Here is a 20295-nt window from a genome sequence, read left to right on the forward strand (position 1 = left end):
TAAGCTGATTAAAGCTTTTATGCAAGGGTTAATCTATACGATCAAATCCTGTATATTTTACTAAAACTTCTGGAATGATAATACCGTCTTCTGTTTGATAATTTTCCAGGATTGCAGCAACAATTCGTGGTAAAGCTAAAGCGCTACCGTTTAAAGTGTGTGCTAATTGAGTTTTTCCGCCATTTCCTTTGAACCTTAATTTCAAACGGTTAGTCTGGAAAGATTCGAAGTTAGAAACAGAAGAAACTTCCAGCCAGCGTTGTTGTGCCGCACTCCATACTTCCATATCGTAAGTCATTGCTGAGGTAAAGCCCATATCACCACCACATAAACGCAATACGCGGAAGTGTAAGCCTAAATCTTTCAATAAAGACTGTACATAAGCGCTCATTTCTTCCAGTACTTCGTAAGATTTATCAGGATGTACTACCTGTACCAATTCTACTTTATCAAATTGGTGTAATCTGTTTAAACCACGTACGTGTGCTCCATATGATCCTGCCTCACGACGGAAACAAGGAGTATACGCCGTATTTTTAACAGGCAATTCTTCTTCTTTTAAAATTACATCACGGTAAAGATTCGTTACAGGAACCTCAGCAGTAGGGATCAGAAAAAGATTATCAACGGTAGAATGATACATCTGTCCTTCTTTATCAGGCAGCTGACCTGTTCCGAAACCAGAAGCTTCGTTGATCATTAAAGGCACCTGCATTTCTCTGTATCCCTGCTCAGTAGCACGGTCCAGGAAGAAATTAATCAGTGCACGTTGTAAACGGGCTCCTTTACCTTTGTACACAGGAAAACCTGCACCGGTAATTTTAGTACCCAGTTCAAAATCTATAATATCATACTTAGAAGTCAGTTCCCAGTGTGGCAAAGCTTTTCCATGCAGTTCAGCAGGAGCACCATGCGTCAGTACGACTTCATTCTCCTCTGGTGTAGCGCCCGCAGGAACCAGTTCACCAGGTAAGTTAGGCAGTTGTACCAGTGCATTGTATAAATGCTGTTCTGCCACATTCAGTTGCTCTGAAAGGGTTTTGATATGTTCTTTATTAGAAGTAGTCTCTGCTTTAATTGCTTCAGCTTCCTCTTTTTTACCACTTCGCATGAGTTCACCAACCTGTTTAGCATTGGCATTTGCGATAGCAGATAAGTTATCCAGCGAGGTTTGAGTCTGTCTGCGTTCTTCATCTAATTTGATAATTTCATCAACCAGTTCAGGTTGTTTGAAATTACGGACACCTAAGCGTTCTAAAACTTTCTCTCTATTTTCGCGGATATAGTTAACTTGCAGCATTATTTAATTTTTTTAACAAATATAACAAGAGTTTGGAGAATACTATAGGCGGTAAACTATTTCTGGTTCCTACACCAATCGGTAATCTGGAAGATATGACTTTCAGGGCTGTCCGCGTTTTAAAGGAAGCAGATGTTATCCTGGCTGAGGATACCCGTACAAGTGCGCCTTTATTGAAGCATTTCGGCATTGATAAAAAAGCTTATTCGCATCACCAGCACAATGAGCATAAGGCAACCTCAGAGATTATTAAGTTTCTGAAGGAAGGTAAAAATGTAGCCCTGATTTCGGATGCCGGAACACCTGCGATCTCTGATCCGGGCTTCTTTCTGGTCAGAGAAGTGTTAAAAAATGATTTGCCCGTAGAATGTTTACCGGGTGCAACTGCTTTTGTCCCTGCACTGGTTAACTCTGGTTTACCTACAGATTCATTTGTCTTTGAAGGATTCCTTCCAGTTAAAAAGGGCAGACAAACCCGTTTAAAGAAGCTGGCTGATGAAGAGCGAACTATCATCCTTTATGAAAGTCCGCACCGCTTATTAAAAACACTGGAAGAATTCGCCCAGTTTTTTGGGGAAGAAAGACAAGCCTCAGTTAGCAGGGAGCTGACTAAAATGTATGAAGAAACCGTTAGAGGTACACTGGTAGAAATAAAATCACACTTTGAAACTAATATTTTAAAAGGTGAGTTTGTAATTTGTGTAGCTGGTAAAGAAGAAACTAAAAAAGAAAAGCGCTCTTACGAAAAGGATTAATCCTAAAGAGCTTAAAATAAATAATATGATTTTAATAGATAGATTTTTGAGCGATGAGCAAGATCCTAAAGCTGTTGAAAAAGTTTTAGGCAAGCTGAATGATATGCTGACGACTAATGAGGAACTGATCTACCTTGCGGTACAAAAAAGACCTGCAGTAAATCTTCTTCCTGATTGTATCGTAGTCAGCAATAAACGCATCTTTTATTGTGAGCCTGCAAATTTCGGCATCACCATGAACTTCAAGGATATTTCCTGGAAAAGCATTAAAGAGATCTCTTTCAAGGAAGAAATATTTGGTTCTAAATTCATCTGTGTACCGCAGCATGGAGAAAATATCATTACAGAATATATCCCTAAGGTACAGGCCAGAAAACTATACCAGGCTGCTTATGAGCAACTGGAAGCTTTCAAGGAACAGCAAAGACAAGCTGAACTGGAAGAAAAAAGAGCTCAGCAACCAGCTCCGGCAGCCGCTGTTACTCCGCCTGCAGAAGTACCTGTTCATCAGGAAGAAATCCCTGCCGAAGAGCCTGTGGAAGCTTATGTAGCCCCTGTAATTGTAGAGGAACCAGAAGATGAAACGACGCTGAAGTTAAGGAAGCTAAAAACACTTTACGACAAACAATTAATTACCCAGGCAGAATACGAGGCTAAAAAAGCCGACATACTAGATACTTTTTAAGCTTACCCCATTCATGAAAGCGATACAAACCTACCTGCTTGCCCTATTAAGTGCATTTTTATTATGGCTGGCATGGCCGCCGCATACTTTTGCTGCTCCTCTTTTATTAGTCGGTCTGGTGCCGCTTTTCATCGCACTCGATCATTTAATAGCTAAAAGAGAGCCAAAAACAGGCAAAAAGGTTTTCCTGACAGCAGGTCTGACTTTCCTGGTTTGGAATACGGCCTGCATTTACTGGGTATACAACGCAATCAGTGCTTATAATAATCCGGCCGTGGCCATGGTCATTTCCCTGATCCCTTATGGACTGGGTGCTTTACTCATGACTTTCGCCTTCTGGCTTTACTACCGTTTCAGCACTGTAGTGAGCAACAAACGTATCGCTTACCTGGCTTTAGTCAGCTTTTGGGTGGGTATGGAATATCTGCATGCTACCTGGGATCTCGCTTTCCCGTGGATGACACTGGGTAACGGCCTTGCCGGAATGCACCAGCTTGCCCAATGGTATGAAACTACCGGCGTATATGGCGGATCAATCTGGATACTGGTGAGTAACATCCTTGCTTTTGAGGCCTATAAAGCTTTTAAAGCAAATACAGGCTATCTTAAAATCAGACCTGCTCTTGGCTGGCTGATCTTCCTGATTGTACCTGCGGGAATTTCCCTGATCAAATATTACGGGTATAAAGAAAAAACTTTGCCGATCAATGTGGTGGTGGTACAACCGAACATCGATCCTTATGAGAAAATGGGCGGCATCACTCCTGCAGAGCAGTTAAAAACCCTTGTTCATCTTTCAGATTCAGTAGCGCAGGTCAATACCGAGTATTTCATCTGGCCTGAAACCGCCATCCCGAGTTATGCGAACGAAGATCGTATCCGCAGCACGACAGAATACATGGCTGCACAATCTTTCCTGAACAAATACAAAAACGGCACGCTGATCACAGGTATAGAGAGTCTTAAGTTCTATAACGATAAAAGTACGCTCTCTGCTAAATTTGATCCGGACAACAATCAGTATTACGATAACTTTAATTCTGCCATGCAGGTGGAGAACTCAGCAAATGTTCAGTTCTATCATAAATCCAAACTAGTACCTGGCGTAGAAAAAATGCCTTTCCCAAAAGCTTTATCTTTCCTTGCCCCGGTATTTGCTGGTCTTGGAGGAACAGTTTCTGGCTGGGGATGGCAGGAAAATCCTGGTGTATTCTACTCTCAGAATGGTGTAGGTGTAGCTCCGGTAATCTGCTATGAATCCCTTTGGGGAGGCTGGATTGGAGAATCCGTTAAAAATGGTGCACAGCTTATTGCAATCATCACCAACGATGGCTGGTGGGGAAATACTTCGGGTAAAGATCAGCATTTCCTGTATGCTAAACTTCGTGCAATAGAAACCCGCAGATGGGTAGTGCGCTCGGCGAACACCGGAATATCAGGTTTCATTAACCAACGTGGAGACATCGTCAAACAATCCACCTGGTGGACCCGCGATGCTCTGAAAATGGATGTAAATTTAAATGATCAGCTTACGTTTTACGTAAAAAGCGGAGATATAATTCCCCAGATCCTGAGTTTGATTGGTTTAGTACTGGCCTTATTCATTCCGTATAAAACGTACTTCAAAAAGAAAAAAGCATAACCATTGCTGGTCACCCGGAAGAAAACTATCTGCGCTCCGCTTTTACAAAGACGGGACAGGTTTGATACCGATGGTGTGACTGGCATAATTCAGCATAAAAGAATTCTCTAAAAAAAAATTGATCCCTATAATAGACACCGATTTGCTCTTGCGTGAATCGAGTGTTGTTTTATAATTGCTGTTATTAGAGGCATAATCATAAATAGTGCCTTTATCACTCACAAAACGAATGCCCACACCCGCATTCATCTTTCCCTTCTTATTGTTATCCGGCTCATAGATCACTCCCCCGGCAGGATTCCCTGAGTCAAATAAAACATAAGACGGCGAAATCACTAAGCCACTATAACTTATAATTCCTTTTACATAAGGATAGAAACGGCCATTCAGTGTCTGCTGCGGATGTAATACAAAACCTTCCTTTTCCTGCTCAGTTATCCCAAGGGTCAATAAAGGCACTGCTGATGTTCCTTCCATAGAAGAAACCCGCTCCCATTTTACCTGATCAAGCGGTGCAAGAATAAACCCTGCTTCTATACGATTACCATAACTCAGATAATTGAAAGGGCTAACGACATTTTCCCGCTTCAGCACAGGTCCTGCTTTCATTTCTCCACCTGAACTTACCCCTGCAATTCCATCACAATGCTGATCCACCTGAGCAGGCTTCCCGGTAAGGTCATAAACTCCGTTATAAACTAAAATAAAAGGCATTCTCTTTGTTCTGACCTGGCCCATTTTATCCCCGATTACAATCGAAGCATAAGCGATATTACCATAGTACGAGCGTGTACCACCATAACGGGATTTGGTTTTAGTCCTGGTTACAGTAATACCGTTCAATTCCAGGGAATCCTTATCCCCGATCACAATTCCAGTGTCTGCCACGAGTGAAGCCGGTAGTAATCGTTTAGCATCCAGAATAAGCCCCTGTGAGCCCGTATCAAATACAACCTTAAGCTTTACTCTATCGGTTCCAATATATCGGATAGGAAGGTATAATCTTCGTCCAAGCGTTTTCATATTTTGTCCCGGCATTAAATTAATCCGCACCGGGCTAACAATACTTTCCACAGAGTCTTTAGGTTCAGCAAACCCAAAAGCCACAGACCCTGCATTAGTAAAGCACAAAAAAACAATAACGCCAAACAATCTATTCATCACAAAACATTAAAACGACCTGCTACAGAGCAATCCAGCAAATTTAACCCATAAATCAAGCCAAAAAGCAGCTCAATAAATTATAGAAAAAAACCTTACGCTAAATACTTTCCAACAATTGGCATCCTGCGGCCACTGCCAAAAGCCTTCGGAGAAACCCTCAGAATCGGCGGTGTCTGATACCGCTTAAACTCTGCCCCATTCACCATTTTAATAATCCTTCTCACTAACCCTTCCTCATAACCCATCGCTATAATATCCCTGGAACTCTTCTTCAGCTCAATAAACTGAAAAAGGATCGTATCCAGCGTATCATAATCAGGCAGTGAATCAGAATCCTTCTGACCCGGCCTTAACTCCGCCGAAGGCGGCTTAACAATTGTATTTTCAGGAATGACCTCCCCATCCTTATTGATATAATGAGCAAGCTCATAAATCTGAGTCTTATAAACATCACCAATTACGCCAATCGCACCGCACATATCGCCATACAAAGTGCCATACCCTACCGCACACTCACTCTTATTCGAAGTATTCAGTAAAATATAACCGAACTTATTAGACATCGCCATCACTACAATCCCCCTGCTTCTCGCCTGGATATTCTCTTCCGTCAAATTAAAAGGCAAACCCTTAAAAGCACCCGCCATCATACTATCAAAAGCATCCGCAGCGTCCGCAATAGAAATTATCTCGTGCCTGCAACCAAAATTCTCCACTAAATCCAGTGCATCCTTAATAGAATGATCTGAAGAATACTTGCTCGGCATTAAAACCGCCATCACATTCTCCGCACCCAATGCCCGGCAAGCCAGCGCACATACAATCGCAGAATCAATACCTCCTGATAAACCCAATACTGCTTTAGAAAAACCAGACTTCACAAAATAATCCTTGATCCCTAATACCAGCGCGTCATGGATCTGGGCAATATCAGACATCGGCTGATGCTCCTTAACATGACCTTCAAGCTTTCCGTCAGCAAAAGTATAGGACTTCAGCTGCTCCTTAAAATAATCCATTTCATCCAGCATGTTCCCCTCCTGGTCAAAGACCATAGAACCACCATCAAAAATGATTTCCGTCTGTGCCCCAACCTGGTTCACATACAACAAAGGCAAATTATATTTTTTCGCATTATCCGCTAATACAACTCTGCGTTCATCATCATGCTGATAAGAAAATGGAGAAGCCGCAATATTAATCATCACGTCCGGATTCTCCTTAATCAGTTCATCCATCGGATTAGAAACATAAAGCGGGTTATTATTGATATTCCACAGATCCTCACAAATTGTCAACGCAATTTTAACGCCTTTAAAATCAATACATTCAAAAGAAGTCGCAGGCTCAAAATAACGGTACTCATCAAAAACATCGTAATTAGGCAACAATGCCTTACGCGCAATAGACTTAATCTGTTTTTCCTCTATAAAATAGGCTGCATTGTATAAATCTTTACCTGCTGCCTCTTCATTTCTGACCGGCAGCCCGACAATACAAGCAATCCCCGTACAATGTTCCGCAATCTCTTTTCCTGCTTCCTCACATAAAGAAATAAACTCTTCAAACTCCAGAAAATCACGCGGAGGATAACCACAAACAGCCAGTTCCGCGAATACAACCAGGTCAGCCCCACCAGCCTTTGCTAACCGGATATGCTCTATTATTTTTTTTGTGTTACTCTCAAAATTACCAATATGGTAATTCAGCTGCGCTAATGCTATCTTCATAATCTGCTAAAAGAATACCCCGAAATTTAAACCCACATAATGATTACGTACACTTCTGCCCGGAGCAGAAGAAATATCAGTAAATCCATTATTAAATGTTAACCCTGTAGTTACACTTGTATTTTTTGCAACATCATATTCCAGTCCTGCGCCAATAATTAGTCCTGCACGGTAAAAGTTTGTATTCTTCTTGATATGATCATCCTCTACAATGCTTTTTCCGGCAACAGATACATCCTGTCTCGCACTGATATTAAAACCATTAGAAAGACCGAATTGTCCATACCACCGAACATCACCTATCTTTTCTGTTTTCAGCTTTAAAGTTAAAGGAACCTCCAGGTATTGCAATTTGTACTTCAGATCGTAAGGTGTCGGATTCGGATAAGCCACCGCATCATAATAAGGAAGCGGGTTTATCTCTGTCGTTTTACCATTGATAGTTGTAATTGTTAGTCCGGTAGAAAGACTATAATTCTCTGCAAAATTCAGATCAGCCAGTAAACCATAAGAAAAACCCAGACTGAAACCATTGCCTTTACCATTTTCAGGTTTAGCCCAGCCAAAAGTCGGATGCGCGGTTAAGCCCAGTCTGAAGCCATAATAAGGATCAGCTCCTTGTTGTGCAAAAGCAGTAGTTGTTAAAAATGTCAGTAAAAGTCCGGTCAATATTTGTTTCATTTGTATCATATTTGTTTGTAATGGGTTTTAGAGCAACGCAAAGGTAGTTTCAGTCTTTTTTTGAAGCAGGCCTATGCTGGTTTACTCCCTGATCTGTTTATATTTGTTACCAATGAACTATAACGTTAAACATTCCCAAATCTATCTAATTTTTCTGTGTGTCGTCACATTTTTTTCCTGTAAACAGGCAGGGAAGCCCAATGTGGATGATATTAAGCTAGCTATTAAGATCGAAAGGTTCGACCAGGATTTGTATGCGGGGAAGAACAAAAAACTGGCAGAGGCTGATTTGATGCTGCGTAAAAAATACAATTACTTTTACGACGATTATATCCACAGAATGGTCGGTGACAGAAGTTACAGCGATGCTGAAATCTTAACGACATTATATAAAGATCAGGCTTATACAGATCTGAATCAGGAAGCTGACAGCGTATTCCGGGACATGAAACCTATAGAAAAGGAACTGACCCAAACCTTTAAATACATTAAATATTATTACCCTAAAACCAGGATACCAAGGTTCATTGCTTTCGTCTCCGGTTTTGCCGTTCAAACTCCTATAGGAGACGGTTATATGGGCATCGGGCTGGATATGTTTTTAGGTAAAGACAGTAAATTTTACAGAGCCATTGTTAAAAGCGTTCCCCTATATTTATCGCGGAGATTCACGCCAGACTATGTGGTGCCAAGAATTACTGAAACTTTTGCCAGAGAAGAATTGTTCCCTGAAAAAGATGAAGACCATTCCCTGCTGGCAAAAATGGTAGAGAACGGCAAGATCCTGTATTTTATGGACAAAGTACTGGATGACAAAACTCCGGATACGCTTAAAATAGGTTATACAGCAAAACAATTGGAATGGTGTAAAACCTTTGAAGGAAATATCTGGGCTTACCTGATTGAAAACAAATTACTGTTTGAAACTGACAACCAGAAAATACAAATGTATGTGAGCGAAGCACCTTTTACGCCGGGTTTAGGGGTGAAAAATGAATCTGCTCCCAAACTGGGCGTATGGATAGGCTGGCAGATGGTCAGAAAATATATGACCGAAAATCCAAAGGTTACTTTGCAGGAGCTCATGAAAGAGTCAGATCCGCAGAAGATATTAAATGGGGCAAAATATAAGCCCAAAATGTAAGATTATGAGGAAGAAAGTAGGACTTGTTTTATCGGGAGGCGGAATCAGGGGAATTGCTCATCTTGGTGTTTTAAAAGCATTAAAAAATGCAGGAGTTACCTTTAGCCATATCAGCGGAACAAGTGCAGGAGCGATAGTTGGTGCTTTTTATGCCGCAGGAATTGATCCGGAACACGCATTGGATCTCTTTATCAAAACCAGGCTGCTGCGGTTCGTAAGGCCATCTTTAGGCGCATTGGGACTGGTGAGCATTGAACACACAGAGCAATTGCTGATGGAATACTTTCCGGACAATAAAATAGAGAACCTGAATATCCCGCTAACTATTGCGGCGACGAACTTTAGTGAAGGTAAACTGGTCTATTTTACCGAAGGACATTTGATCAGAGCTGTTCAGGCATCCTCTTGTATTCCGGGGATCTTCAAACCGATTATGATTGAAGGAAAGATGTATGTAGACGGTGGAATTTTGAATAACTTTCCAATTGAACCCCTGCTGAATAACTGTGATTTTATTATCGGGTCTTCTTGTAATCACCTGAAACCCGTAGACAGCATGACCAATATTACAGCCTTAATGTCCAGAGCAGGATTAATGTCTGTCAATAAGGATATGGAACAAAAATCTGCTTTCTGTAACCTGTTAATTGAACCTAAGGGAATGGGTGAAATCAGTACGTTTGACATGAAAAAAGCTGAAACCATTTATTGGCTCGCTTATGAGGAAACCCTGAAAACTATGCAGCGCAGTGATGCTTTTAAAGAATTGTTAAAAGAAATTAATACGCCGGACGAAGATTTATAGGCCTGTTTTTAAAGCAACCAGCTGGTCACCTTCCAATACAGGGATTGTCTGACAGATATTCGTCTGTAAACAGAACTTCACATCTTCTTCAATATTCAGTGCAACCATACGGTGACTGTGAGAAGATTTATGGATATAAGCCCTTAAATCATCCTTAGCCAGCAGATACAGATCTTCTGCGGCTACACTTGCATCATCATAATGCGTAAAGCCACTGCGGAGCTGGTTTACTACCGCGCCCGCAAAGATGGTGTCTTCCAGGTTAAACTGGTCTTTCCAACCTGCACAAAGCAGTAACACATCTTTCTCCTGAGTTTTAAGCCAGGCACATAAAGCTTCTAAATTCAGGAACGCACCAATCACAACCTGGCTGGCACGTTTTCTTGCTAAATGCAATGCTTTTGTACCGTTAGTGGTTGTCAGGACAATAGTTTTACCCGCAACTTTTTCAGCGGTATAAGAAAACGGGGAATTACCGAAGTCATAGCCTTCAACTACTTCCCCGTTTCGCTCTGCTGCCAGTAAATAACCTTTATCTGCATAGTTCAGGCATTCTTCTACCTGTGCTACCGGGATAATTGCCTGTGCACCGTTGTCAATTCCATAAACTATGGAAGAGGTTGCTCTTAAAATATCAATCACTACGACAATACTATTTTCAATAGCGTATAAATCAATAAGGGCAGGCGTTAAACAGACTTCTATCTTTCTTTGCATGATCAGGGAGGGCGGCTAATTATTTATAAAAAGGGAACTTTACTACTTTTGCTTTAATAGAAGTATTACGGATGCTGATATAGATCTCGTTGCCTTCTTTAGCATGCTCTTTAGCTACATAACCAATTCCGATTGCTTTTTGTAAAGATGGAGATTGTGTACCTGAAGTTACTTTTCCGATCACGTTTCCTGCTGCGTCAACGATTTCATAATCATGACGTGGAATACCGCGGTCAATCATTTCAAAACCAATCAGGCGGCGTTTAACACCAGCTTCTTTCTCTGCAAGCAAAGCTTCAGAATTGGTAAATGCCTTAGTGAATTTAGTTACCCATCCTAAACCTGCTTCGATTGGAGAAGTTGTATCGTCGATGTCGTTTCCATATAAACAGAAACCCATTTCTAAACGTAAAGTATCACGTGCACCTAAACCAATCGGTTTAATATTAAAAGCTGCACCAGCTTCAAAAACAGCATTCCAGACAGTCTCTGCATGCTCATTATCGCAATACAGCTCAAAACCACCAGCACCAGTATAACCTGTTGCAGAAACGATCACGTTATCTACACCAGCAAACATGCCTTTAGTAAAAGTATAGTATTCCATAGAAGCCAGGTCAATTTCAGTTAAGCTTTGTAAAGCTTCTGCTGCTTTAGGACCCTGAACCGCTAATAAAGAAGTTTTGTCAGAGATATTGTGTATTTCTACACCCTGTGTGTTGAATTTCTGAATCCAGTTCCAGTCTTTTTCTATGTTTGAAGCGTTAACCACCAACATATAAGTTTTTTCGTCAATTCTGTAGATCAGTAAATCATCTACAATACCACCATCTTCGTTTGGAAGATAAGCATACTGAACTTTACCATCATATAATTTTGAAGCATCATTACTGCTTACACGTTGAATCAGGTCTAGTGCATTTTCACCCTTCAGGATGAATTCACCCATGTGGCTTACGTCAAAAACGCCTACGGCTTTTCTAACTGTAGCATGTTCTGCATTAATGCCTTCGTATTGAACGGGCATATTGTATCCTGCAAATGGAACCATTTTGGCTCCTAATGAAATATGTTTCTCTGTTAATGCGGTATTATTCATGCGCTATTGCTCTTAAAATTGAGGGCAAAAGTACATAATTTTTATCCATTTACTAACCGCTGATAGACTTTCAGCATCCTTTGTGAAATAGTAGCCAGGTTATGATCTCTTTCTGCTGTTCTGCGGGCATTCTCGCCAATTTCACGCCACCGGTTAGGATGTGTAATACATTGCAGAATACAACGGTAAAACTCATCGGCAGTGTCCGCAATCAGTATATCTTTACCGTTTTCGCAGTTCAGTCCTTCGGCTGCATAAGTGGTGGCAATAATACATTTCTTCATGGCCATGCCTTCGATAATCTTTACCCGCATCCCGCTGCCAGAAAGCAAAGGTACGATCATGATGGCTTTGGAATTCATGAATTCAATCGCATCGAATACCTCCCCTTCTACCACAAGATTCTCGGAGTCATACTCATAAAAATGCTGCGGCATACTTTTACCTGCTACATAAAACCGGAGTTCAGAGCTGAGTTTTTCTATATCCGGCCAGATCTCTTCTATAAACCATTCCAGCCCTTCTTTATTGGGCCGCCAGTCCATTGCGCCCAGGTGGAATAAGGTAGGGAAGCTTGTCCTGGACAGATCAATAGTATATTTCGCGAAATCCAGGGCTACCGGGAATACCTCTATACCTATTTCGCAGCCAAAAGTAAGAATGCTTTGTCTGTCGGGCTCACTGATGGCAAAAATCTGGTGAAAGCGGTTAAACTGTTCGGTTTCATAGATCTTCAGCCTGCGGGCTAAAAACTGAAGATATTTACGTCTTGGGGTAAACCGTTCTGAAGTAGCCAGGCGTTCCCACACATCAAAAACAATATTGTGTGCCCGGTAAATCAGCTTAGCTTTACTGTGGCTTTTAACCACTTCCAGGTAAGGCACTACAAATAAGCCCTCGAACTGGATAATATCGAATTCATTTTCCCGAAGGATGTTCTCCAGCAGTTTTGCTGCGTCATCATCATAAAACCTGGAAACGTTGTAAGATTCGTTGGAGAAGATATTGAAAAAAGCACCCCACAAATTAACCTCCGTATCCAGATCAAAAGAATGAAATTTGATCTGGTCATAAACCGGATCATAAATATCATCCACATCTACCCGGTGTTTATTCGTATTGATACTGAACAAAGTAATATCCACCCCCAGATTCAGCAATCCTTTCATCGTATTATACACTACGATAGGATAACCGCTATTGGGAGGAAATGGAACTCTGTTGCTAAGTATAAGTGTTTTCAATAAGGTGAAAATACGAATTATCCCGCATTATCTATAACGAGAATTCTTTCAGGATCACTTATTGCAAAAGTTTTACGGTGATAAGGAGTTAGCCCGTGCAGTAAGGCAGCAGATCGGTGAACTTTAGTTGGATAACCTTTATTTTGTTTCCATTGATAAACAGGAAACTGCGCTGCCAGGTTATCCATATATTCATCCCGGTGTGTTTTTGCCAGGATAGAGGCCGCAGCAATATTCAGATATTTACCATCGCCTTTAATCACACAACTATGTGCGATACCGGGATAAATTTTAAACCTGTTCCCATCAATACTTAAATAGCCGGGTTGCACAGTCAGCTTTTCAATTGCCCTGTGCATGGCCAGAAAGGAAGCATTCAGGATATTTATTTCGTCAATTTCATGGTTATCAACGGAGCCGACAGCCCATGCAATTGCTTCTTTTTCTATAATTGCTCTTAAAGCTACCCGCTGTTTATGCGTTAGTTTTTTCGAGTCATTCAGTTCTCCGGCAACAAAATCCAGCGGTAAAATTACTGCGGCTGCGTAAACAGGCCCGGCCAGACAACCTCTGCCAGCTTCATCGCAACCCGCTTCTAAAAATTCTTGTTGAAAACAGTTTAATAACATCCCGTAAAGTTAAGGGATTTTTTAAACCAGTGTACCCGGAGATTTCACTTTAAAGGCATCACTTAATCCGATGGCCATTAAATTAAAGGCATAAACGGTCAGCATAATTGCCATTCCGGGCAGGATTGCTAAATAAGCAGCATCCATCACGATATATCCATAGTTCTCTTTGATCATCCCTCCCCAGCTGGCCATAGGTGGCTGTGCACCGAACCCCAGGAAACTCAGGCCGGTTTCCAGTAAGATCGCCGATGCAAAATTAGCGGAGGCGATAACCAGTACAGGTCCTGCAATGTTGGGTAAAATATGACGGGTAAGGATACGGAAAGTTGGAAAACCCAATGCCCTGGCTGCTTCTACAAACTCGGCTTCTTTTAATGCCATCACCTGTCCGCGGACTAACCTGGATACATCCACCCACGTAGATAAACCTACCGCAATAAAGATCTGCCAGAAGCCTTTTCCTAAAGCAAAAGAAATAGCAATCACTAATAACAATGAAGGTAAAGACCAGATCACGTTCATCAGCCAGCTGACTGCTGAATCTGTCAGGCCGCCGAAGTAACCCGCCATCGCCCCCAGGCTTAAACCGATACTCATTGAAATCAGTACAGCGAGTAAACCTACCGATAAGGAAACCCGGATTCCCAGAATCAGGCGGCTCAGTAAATCTCTTCCGTAGCCATCTGTACCTAACCAGAAGGTTTGCTGATAAAGATGTTGCTTTAAATAGGATTGATGCTTGGCAGGAAGCAGGATACTGCTTTCTGCAGCTTCTTCGTCATCACCAATATATTCTTTGATCCATAATTGGTTTCCTGAGATCCTGTAGCCCGTAATCGGGATACTTTTGAATTCAGCTTCTTGTCCGTATAACATTTTCTCCAGGAAATTGACTTTCCTGAAAGCCGGGTTCTGACTGATGATCAGAAACTGGAATGACCTTCCCGGTTTTTTATTGCTCAATTGCAAGTGCATGGTATTTGCCATTGGTGTCTGGTCTGGTGTAATCAGATAGCCAAGTAAACCCATCACCAAAAGCAGCAGAATAAATATTAGTCCTCCAACGGCAGGTTTATTTCTTTTAAACCTGCCCCATATTCTTTTTGAGGGACTAACACTTTCTTCCATTATTTAACCATTCTACCCTTCCAGTTATATTTACCTGAATTACCTGCGATACCGATATAGATGATATACAATACATGCAGCACATTCAATACGGGTAATAAAACCATCAGACTTCTTCTTTTAGCGAATTTAGTCACATCCAGCAGGAATATAAACTCTACAATTATTTTTAACAGTAACTGGACCAGTGCGATTTTCAGGAAACCGATGAAGAACAATCCAACCAGCAGGTTCAGCAGGATACTGACATTGAAAAACCAGATAAATACACCCAGTACGATGATAGATTTGTTTTTATAACGGGTACTTTTTGAAGCCCAGCGTTTACGTTGTTGTAAAAATTCTCCAAGATTAGGCTTTGCATGGGTATAAACCATCGCATCCGAATTTCTCAGAAACCCAATATGGTTATCATAACGGGCTGCAATTTTATGTAAAAGCAACTCATCATCACCAGAAGCCAGGTCATCTATTCCCTGGAAACCGCCAACTTCATAAAAAGCTGCTTTCTCATAGGCCAGATTAGCCCCATTACAGGTAGAAGGTTTTTTATTCCCTATTGTGGAGGCCCCCAATCCGATCAGGTAAAGGAATTCCAATGATTGTGCTCTTTCAAAAAAGCTTTTCTCTTCATCATAAGCCACAGGCGATGAAATCATTTTATAGCGTTTCTCTTCGTAAAAAGCAATGATGGTTTTAAGCCAGGCCGTTCCCATCCGGCAATCTGCATCTGTGGTGATGATTAAATCTCCGGTTGCTTGCCCGATTGCTGTCTGTATTGCTTTTTTCTTATAAGAGTTTAAAGCCTGGTTTTCTTTCAGAGAGATCAGTTTGACACCCGAGGCAGCGTATGATCTGACGATTTCGGCAGTATTGTCTGTCGAGTGATCATCAATAAAGATGATCTCTGTCAATGCTTTATTATAATCCTGTGCCAGCAGGGATTCTATGGTACGGTGAATATTATCAGCCTCATTACGGGCAGCAACGATAATAGAAACTGAAGTAGTACCCGTAGTTTGTTTATACTTGAAAGGGATCAATTGATGCCAGCCCCGGATAAATCCGGCAACAACAAGAAGATAAATGAGGGTTAAAAATGCGGATAGGTAACTAACGACGATTAAGACTTCCAAAAAAATTTAATTTAAAAACAAAATATGAACCTAATATAGCAGGAATAATAATATTTATCAGCCAGATGCTTGCGGTACATGCAATCACGGCGACATCCTGTTTGGTTACAAAGCTAAAAAAATAAGACGCAGTTGCGCTTCTTATCCCAATATCAAATAAATCGAGGGATGGTAGTGTGGATTGTACAAAAAACAGGATACAAACCATCATCAGGATGTCCAGGTAATGAATATCGGCAATCAGCCAGTAAAACATAATGAAGTATTGCGTACTGAAAACTACGTAACGTGCAAGGCAGAACATCAGGATCTGGAAAAGTTCTTTTTTATGGTAACGTCCAAGGATACTGTAGAATTTTTTATATTTCCTGGTAAAACGCATGGAGAGCAATAAGCCATTTAACCAGCGGATGTTAAAGAAAAACGTTAAGAAAAACAGGCAGAACATAGCTGCAAGTACGATAATCGCATAATTGAGCCGGTAATCCAGGTGCAGAAAACGAAGCAGAAAAATACTCAGCGCAATTGCGCCGAAAATATTGGTCAGTACCATCTGGCCTATATTCCCTACGGCCATGGCCACAACGCCTATAATTCTGCGTTTAGGAGAAAGAAAAAACACCCTTCCACCATATTCACCCAGCCTGTTTGGTGTAAAGATAGCCAGTGTTAAACCGCAAAATACAGACTCAATAGATTGCCATAAACTCAGCTTCTCTATCTTTCGCAACAGCCTTTTCCATTTGAGGGCTTCCAGTCCCCAGTTTACCAGCATCAGCACCAGTACTAAAGAAATTACCGCAATGATTTCTGTACGCGGGATGGTAGATATGATGTTCCTGAAACTTTCAAGGTTCGCGTTTGAAGTGAGTTTATGATAGATGAACCAGAATGCAAAAGCAACTATAGTTACTTTTATAGCATAGGAAAATATACGTTTATAGTCGGATCTCAAATTATCGTTTCTTTTATATTGTGCAAATATGCTTAATATTGTTCTATGTTGGCTGAAAAAAAGGAGCGGGTAATCATGGGTATCGACCCTGGAACCGCAGTGATGGGTTACGGTGTAATCCTGGAGAAAGGGAGTAAAATAGAATTGATAGCGATGGGCATCGTGAAGATGAATCATCTGGATGATCATTTTCTGAAGTTACAACGTATTTTCGCCAAAACAGTAGGTTTGGTAGAGCAATATAAACCAGATGTTATGGCACTGGAGGCTCCGTTTTATGGAAAGAATATACAGGTGATGCTTAAACTGGGCAGAGCACAGGGAATTTGTATGGCAGCAGCATTATCCAGAGACGTACCAATTACAGAGTATGCGCCAAGAAAAATCAAACAAGCAATTACAGGGAACGGAAGCGCCGGAAAAGAGCAGGTAGCGGCGATGTTGCAGCAGTTGTTGAAATTCAAAGAGACTCCTGAATTTCTGGATGCAACTGATGGATTAGCTGTTGCTGTGTGTCATTCTTTCCAGCGGGTATCCACCGGTGGCAGTGGCAAATCTTATTCCGGGTGGGATGCTTTTGCCAAAGACAATCAGAAAAGAGTGAAATAGTAGTACATTTGAATTTAATCAATTTCAATTTTGGATAATAACATATCAAAACTAACCTTATTTAATCCCAGCAAATTACGTACGTTATTGTCATTGGGGTTTAAGGGATATTTAGCAGATCAGGGCTGGTTTAAGGCCCGTGAAACGAAATCAGCAGTAGATCAGAATGGAGAAGCAATCCCCTGGGTAACTTATGCTTTTATTGATTTTATTAAAGACAGGATTACCAGACAGCATGACATTTTTGAATTCGGCTGCGGAAACTCTACGATCTTTTACGCAAAAAATGCCAATTCTGTCACTGCCGTGGAACATGATAAAGCATGGTATGAAAGAAATGCAGCGATCAAAATCCCGAATGTAGAAATGATTTATTGCGAGCTGGTTCGTGGAGGTGCTTATTCTAAAAGCGCGGTAACGACTGGTAAAAAGTTCAACATTATTATTGTAGATGGCAGAGATCGCGTCAACTGCTGCAAAGAATCGGTATTATCTTTAACGGAGGATGGAGTCATTGTACTGGACAATTCAGAACGTCCGGATTATGCAGAAGCCTTTACTTTTTTCAAAGCAAAAGGATTTAAACACCTTCCTTTTACAGGCATGAGCCCTGGAGTAACCACCTCAAACTGTACTTCGGTATTTTATAAGAGCAATAACTGTTTAGGGATTTAAGCAAAAAACCTTAAGTATGAAAAAGCCTTCTGTAAATAACTTACAGAAGGCTTTTTCATTTATATTTTCCGGATTATGAACCTAGTATTTTGAATACTGCTTTACAGCAAATAAATGCACCAAGGAATAATACGATCCATGATACCAGAGATAAAGTAGTTGAGTCAAATGCGAAACGCAGATAAACTCCTAACATGCTCACAACGATACCCGCAACCAATAATTTATATATTGATGTTTGATTTGCATTTTGCATGCTTTTAGTATTGTGTTTTGGCGTTTGCTCCATTTTTTTATTTTTTAATTCTGCTGCAAAATTAATATTATTCCAACAAAAAAGGCATGTTCAACTAAGAATTTATTGAATAATGTTTCTAATAGCTTTTTAAGCCCTCAATTCTTTGCTTTGACCTTTCAGTTTCGCTCAAATGACCACCTTTATACAATAGTTTTTCCCAGTCGCCATACATTGGATTAGGCAATACAATGAAGTGATTCCCAAATTCTTGCTGCGCTTTATCTACTTCTTCTTTCGTATTCTTTCCTTCTCTGTAAAAGACATTCGAAAAGTCACTTAAGTTATCTCCGCAAAGCAGTAATATATTGTATTTTCCCAATACCTGCCGTCTGCGTGCTTCCTTATCAGAAGTGCCCTGTTTAACCATCAAATGCGCCTCGTCAGCGTAAGGAAATCCTAAACGCTGTAAGTTAGTCAGAGTAGCTTTATAATCTGCCTGATCGCGGTTGGTGATGTAAAATGTTTCTACTTTTTGAGTCTGTGCATATTTTAAAAACCCCAATGCTCCAGGTACTGTATCAGCCGCTGCCTTAGTTGTCCATTCTGACCAGTCTTTAGCTGCGTAACTTAAACCTTTTTGAATTTCATGTCCCTGAAAAGGAGAATTGTCTAAAACAGTTTCATCAATATCGACCACTACACAACTTGGTTTGGTTGTATCCGCACCTTTTAAGCGCTCCTGTAAAGAAAACTTAGCAAAGTTATAAGCCTGAAAAGACAGTGCCCTGTACTCCCCTGAATGTTGTTGCCACGCTACAGCAATAGTATAATCTTTGGCTGCCTCAGCAGCCGGGTTGGTTTGCGCCATTAAACCTAACGGAAGCAATAAAGCTAAAGCAACCGGAAAAGAGATCTTGATCATGATAGAAATGTTTCTGCAAAACTAATTATTCAGAACCCGCAAAAAGTTATTTATATGTAAAAAGGCCGTTATCTAATGATAACGACCTTTTTATTATAGTTTTAACGACGGCTTATTATCCATTCAATGCTGCAGCACCACTTACAATCTCTGTAAGCTCTGTGGTAATTGCAGCCTGACGTGCCTGGTTGTATGAAAGTTTTAAAGCTTTCAACAGGTCACCCGCGTTTTCTGTTGCTTTATCCATTGAAGTCATCCTTGCTCCGTGTTCAGAAGCATGAGAATCCAATACCGCTTTGAATAACTGAATCTTAATCGACTTAGGAATTAATTCTTTAACGATTTCCTCTTTTGAAGGCTCAAGAATATAATCTACCTGGTGCTGATGCGTTTCTTCTGCTTTTGCGTTTTGTGGTAAAGGCAATAACTGTTCAGTAGTCAAAATCTGTACAGCAGCATTTTTGAAGCGGTTATAAACCAACTCTACTTTATCATAATCACCGTTTTTAAAGCCGGCCATAATTGAATCAGTAATTTTAGTTACGTTTTCAAACGTTAATGCAGTATAAACTTCGTTATTGTTTCCAATTACGTTGTAGTTTCTCTTTTCGTAGAAATCCTGAGATTTCTTACCAATGGCTACAATGCTTACATTCCCATTTTTGTACTGCTCACTGTATTTCTCAGCGATCAGGTTGTTAGTAGCCTTGATTACATTCATGTTGAATGCACCAGCTAAACCACGGTTTGAAGAAACCACTACGATTAATACTTTATTAGGCTCGCGTTCCTCAGTATATGGTGATGAAGATCCTTCCAGGTTGGCAGAAAGATTCCCTAAGATCTCTTTTAGCTTCGTAGCATACGGACGTAACTGTATAATAGCATTAGTTGCACGCTTCAGCTTAGCTGCCGAAACCATTTTCATGGCTTTGGTGATCTGCTGCGTAGACTGCACTGATGATATACGAATTCTTACTTCTTTTAAATTAGCCATTCTTTTTTAATCTTCTTTAAGCCTGTTTAAAAATTAA

21 protein-coding genes are annotated in these 20295 nt (G+C 40.7%); 7 read left to right on the forward strand and 14 right to left on the reverse strand.

The window, feature by feature from the left end; all coding sequences use genetic code 11:
* Positions 1 to 28: 28 nt before the first annotated feature.
* Complete coding sequence (gene serS / locus LY11_RS13305; RefSeq protein ID WP_111634162.1) at positions 29 to 1300, reverse strand: serine--tRNA ligase; 1272 nt, start codon at positions 1298 to 1300, stop codon at positions 29 to 31.
* Between the two features lie 44 nt (positions 1301 to 1344).
* On the opposite strand from serS, the gene rsmI reads away from it, so the two are divergent.
* From rsmI to lnt, 3 genes are read left to right on the forward strand one after another with little or no spacing between them, the layout of a single operon-like run.
* The gene (rsmI, locus tag LY11_RS13310; protein WP_111634242.1) at positions 1345 to 2055 is read left to right on the forward strand and encodes a 16S rRNA (cytidine(1402)-2'-O)-methyltransferase; all 711 of its coding nucleotides are present in this window, start codon (positions 1345 to 1347) and stop codon (positions 2053 to 2055) included.
* Positions 2056 to 2080: 25 nt separating this feature from the next.
* Positions 2081 to 2740 (forward strand): PH domain-containing protein, encoded by a 660-nt coding sequence (locus LY11_RS13315; RefSeq protein WP_111634163.1) that lies wholly within the window; start codon positions 2081 to 2083, stop codon positions 2738 to 2740.
* 13 nt (positions 2741 to 2753) lie between these two features.
* Entirely contained in the window at positions 2754 to 4382 is a 1629-nt protein-coding gene (gene lnt, locus LY11_RS13320; protein WP_111634164.1) for an apolipoprotein N-acyltransferase, read from the forward strand.
* Positions 4383 to 4424: 42 nt separating this feature from the next.
* Here lnt and LY11_RS13325 read toward each other — a convergent pair whose 3' ends face one another.
* From LY11_RS13325 to LY11_RS13335, 3 genes are all read right to left on the reverse strand, one after another.
* The gene (locus LY11_RS13325; RefSeq protein ID WP_111634165.1) at positions 4425 to 5543 is read right to left on the reverse strand and encodes a hypothetical protein; all 1119 of its coding nucleotides are present in this window, start codon (positions 5541 to 5543) and stop codon (positions 4425 to 4427) included.
* A gap of 95 nt (positions 5544 to 5638) precedes the next feature.
* Positions 5639 to 7276, reverse strand: a complete 1638-nt coding sequence (locus LY11_RS13330) for an NAD+ synthase (RefSeq protein WP_111634166.1) — start codon at positions 7274 to 7276, stop codon at positions 5639 to 5641.
* A gap of 6 nt (positions 7277 to 7282) precedes the next feature.
* Positions 7283 to 7957 (reverse strand): porin family protein, encoded by a 675-nt coding sequence (locus tag LY11_RS13335; protein ID WP_111634243.1) that lies wholly within the window; start codon positions 7955 to 7957, stop codon positions 7283 to 7285.
* Between the two features lie 112 nt (positions 7958 to 8069).
* On the opposite strand from LY11_RS13335, the gene gldB reads away from it, so the two are divergent.
* Together gldB and LY11_RS13345 are read left to right on the forward strand one after the other, a co-directional pair.
* A complete protein-coding gene (gene gldB, locus LY11_RS13340; RefSeq protein WP_111634244.1) occupies positions 8070 to 9101 on the forward strand; it encodes a gliding motility lipoprotein GldB in 1032 nt (343 codons plus the stop codon).
* Between the two features lie 4 nt (positions 9102 to 9105).
* On the forward strand, positions 9106 to 9906 hold the full coding sequence (locus tag LY11_RS13345) for a patatin-like phospholipase family protein (RefSeq protein WP_111634167.1): 801 nt from the start codon (positions 9106 to 9108) through the stop codon (positions 9904 to 9906).
* On the opposite strand, the gene LY11_RS13350 is transcribed toward LY11_RS13345, so the two are convergent.
* The 7 genes from LY11_RS13350 to LY11_RS13380 are packed head-to-tail and all read right to left on the reverse strand — an operon-like array spanning position 9901 to position 16817.
* Positions 9901 to 10623, reverse strand: coding sequence for a 2-phosphosulfolactate phosphatase (locus tag LY11_RS13350; RefSeq protein ID WP_111634168.1), 723 nt, complete (start codon positions 10621 to 10623; stop codon positions 9901 to 9903). The genes LY11_RS13345 and LY11_RS13350 overlap by 6 nt on opposite strands.
* A gap of 19 nt (positions 10624 to 10642) precedes the next feature.
* Complete coding sequence (gene gcvT / locus LY11_RS13355; RefSeq protein ID WP_111634169.1) at positions 10643 to 11722, reverse strand: glycine cleavage system aminomethyltransferase GcvT; 1080 nt, start codon at positions 11720 to 11722, stop codon at positions 10643 to 10645.
* Between the two features lie 41 nt (positions 11723 to 11763).
* On the reverse strand, positions 11764 to 12966 hold the full coding sequence (locus LY11_RS13360) for a glycosyltransferase family 4 protein (RefSeq protein WP_111634170.1): 1203 nt from the start codon (positions 12964 to 12966) through the stop codon (positions 11764 to 11766).
* Between the two features lie 17 nt (positions 12967 to 12983).
* Entirely contained in the window at positions 12984 to 13595 is a 612-nt protein-coding gene (locus tag LY11_RS13365; protein ID WP_111634171.1) for a ribonuclease HII, read from the reverse strand.
* A 21-nt stretch (positions 13596 to 13616) separates the two neighbouring features.
* On the reverse strand, positions 13617 to 14726 hold the full coding sequence (locus LY11_RS13370) for an ABC transporter permease (protein ID WP_111634172.1): 1110 nt from the start codon (positions 14724 to 14726) through the stop codon (positions 13617 to 13619).
* Positions 14726 to 15862 (reverse strand): glycosyltransferase family 2 protein, encoded by a 1137-nt coding sequence (locus LY11_RS13375; RefSeq protein ID WP_111634173.1) that lies wholly within the window; start codon positions 15860 to 15862, stop codon positions 14726 to 14728. The genes LY11_RS13370 and LY11_RS13375 overlap by 1 nt, the downstream gene beginning before the upstream one ends.
* On the reverse strand, positions 15840 to 16817 hold the full coding sequence (locus tag LY11_RS13380; RefSeq protein ID WP_111634174.1) for a lysylphosphatidylglycerol synthase domain-containing protein: 978 nt from the start codon (positions 16815 to 16817) through the stop codon (positions 15840 to 15842). The genes LY11_RS13375 and LY11_RS13380 overlap by 23 nt, the downstream gene beginning before the upstream one ends.
* Before the next feature lie 45 nt (positions 16818 to 16862).
* Between LY11_RS13380 and ruvC the strand changes: the two genes are divergently transcribed.
* Together ruvC and LY11_RS13390 are read left to right on the forward strand one after the other, a co-directional pair.
* Positions 16863 to 17426 carry a crossover junction endodeoxyribonuclease RuvC gene (gene ruvC / locus LY11_RS13385; protein WP_111634175.1) on the forward strand — a complete coding sequence of 188 codons (564 nt, stop codon included), beginning with the start codon at positions 16863 to 16865 and terminating at the stop codon, positions 17424 to 17426.
* Positions 17427 to 17456: 30 nt separating this feature from the next.
* On the forward strand, positions 17457 to 18101 hold the full coding sequence (locus LY11_RS13390; protein WP_111634176.1) for an FkbM family methyltransferase: 645 nt from the start codon (positions 17457 to 17459) through the stop codon (positions 18099 to 18101).
* Between the two features lie 73 nt (positions 18102 to 18174).
* On the opposite strand, the gene LY11_RS13395 is transcribed toward LY11_RS13390, so the two are convergent.
* From LY11_RS13395 to atpG, 3 genes are all read right to left on the reverse strand, one after another.
* Positions 18175 to 18390, reverse strand: a complete 216-nt coding sequence (locus LY11_RS13395) for a hypothetical protein (RefSeq protein WP_084359345.1) — start codon at positions 18388 to 18390, stop codon at positions 18175 to 18177.
* Positions 18391 to 18475: 85 nt separating this feature from the next.
* Positions 18476 to 19261 carry a 5'-nucleotidase, lipoprotein e(P4) family gene (locus tag LY11_RS13400; protein ID WP_245952756.1) on the reverse strand — a complete coding sequence of 262 codons (786 nt, stop codon included), beginning with the start codon at positions 19259 to 19261 and terminating at the stop codon, positions 18476 to 18478.
* Between the two features lie 115 nt (positions 19262 to 19376).
* Complete coding sequence (gene atpG, locus LY11_RS13405) at positions 19377 to 20258, reverse strand: ATP synthase F1 subunit gamma (protein WP_111634177.1); 882 nt, start codon at positions 20256 to 20258, stop codon at positions 19377 to 19379.
* Between the last annotated feature and the right edge of the window lie 37 nt (positions 20259 to 20295).

The sequence above is a fragment of the Pedobacter cryoconitis genome, from assembly GCF_003259615.1.
In the GTDB taxonomy this organism is placed as follows: Bacteria; Bacteroidota; Bacteroidia; order Sphingobacteriales; family Sphingobacteriaceae; genus Pedobacter; species Pedobacter cryoconitis.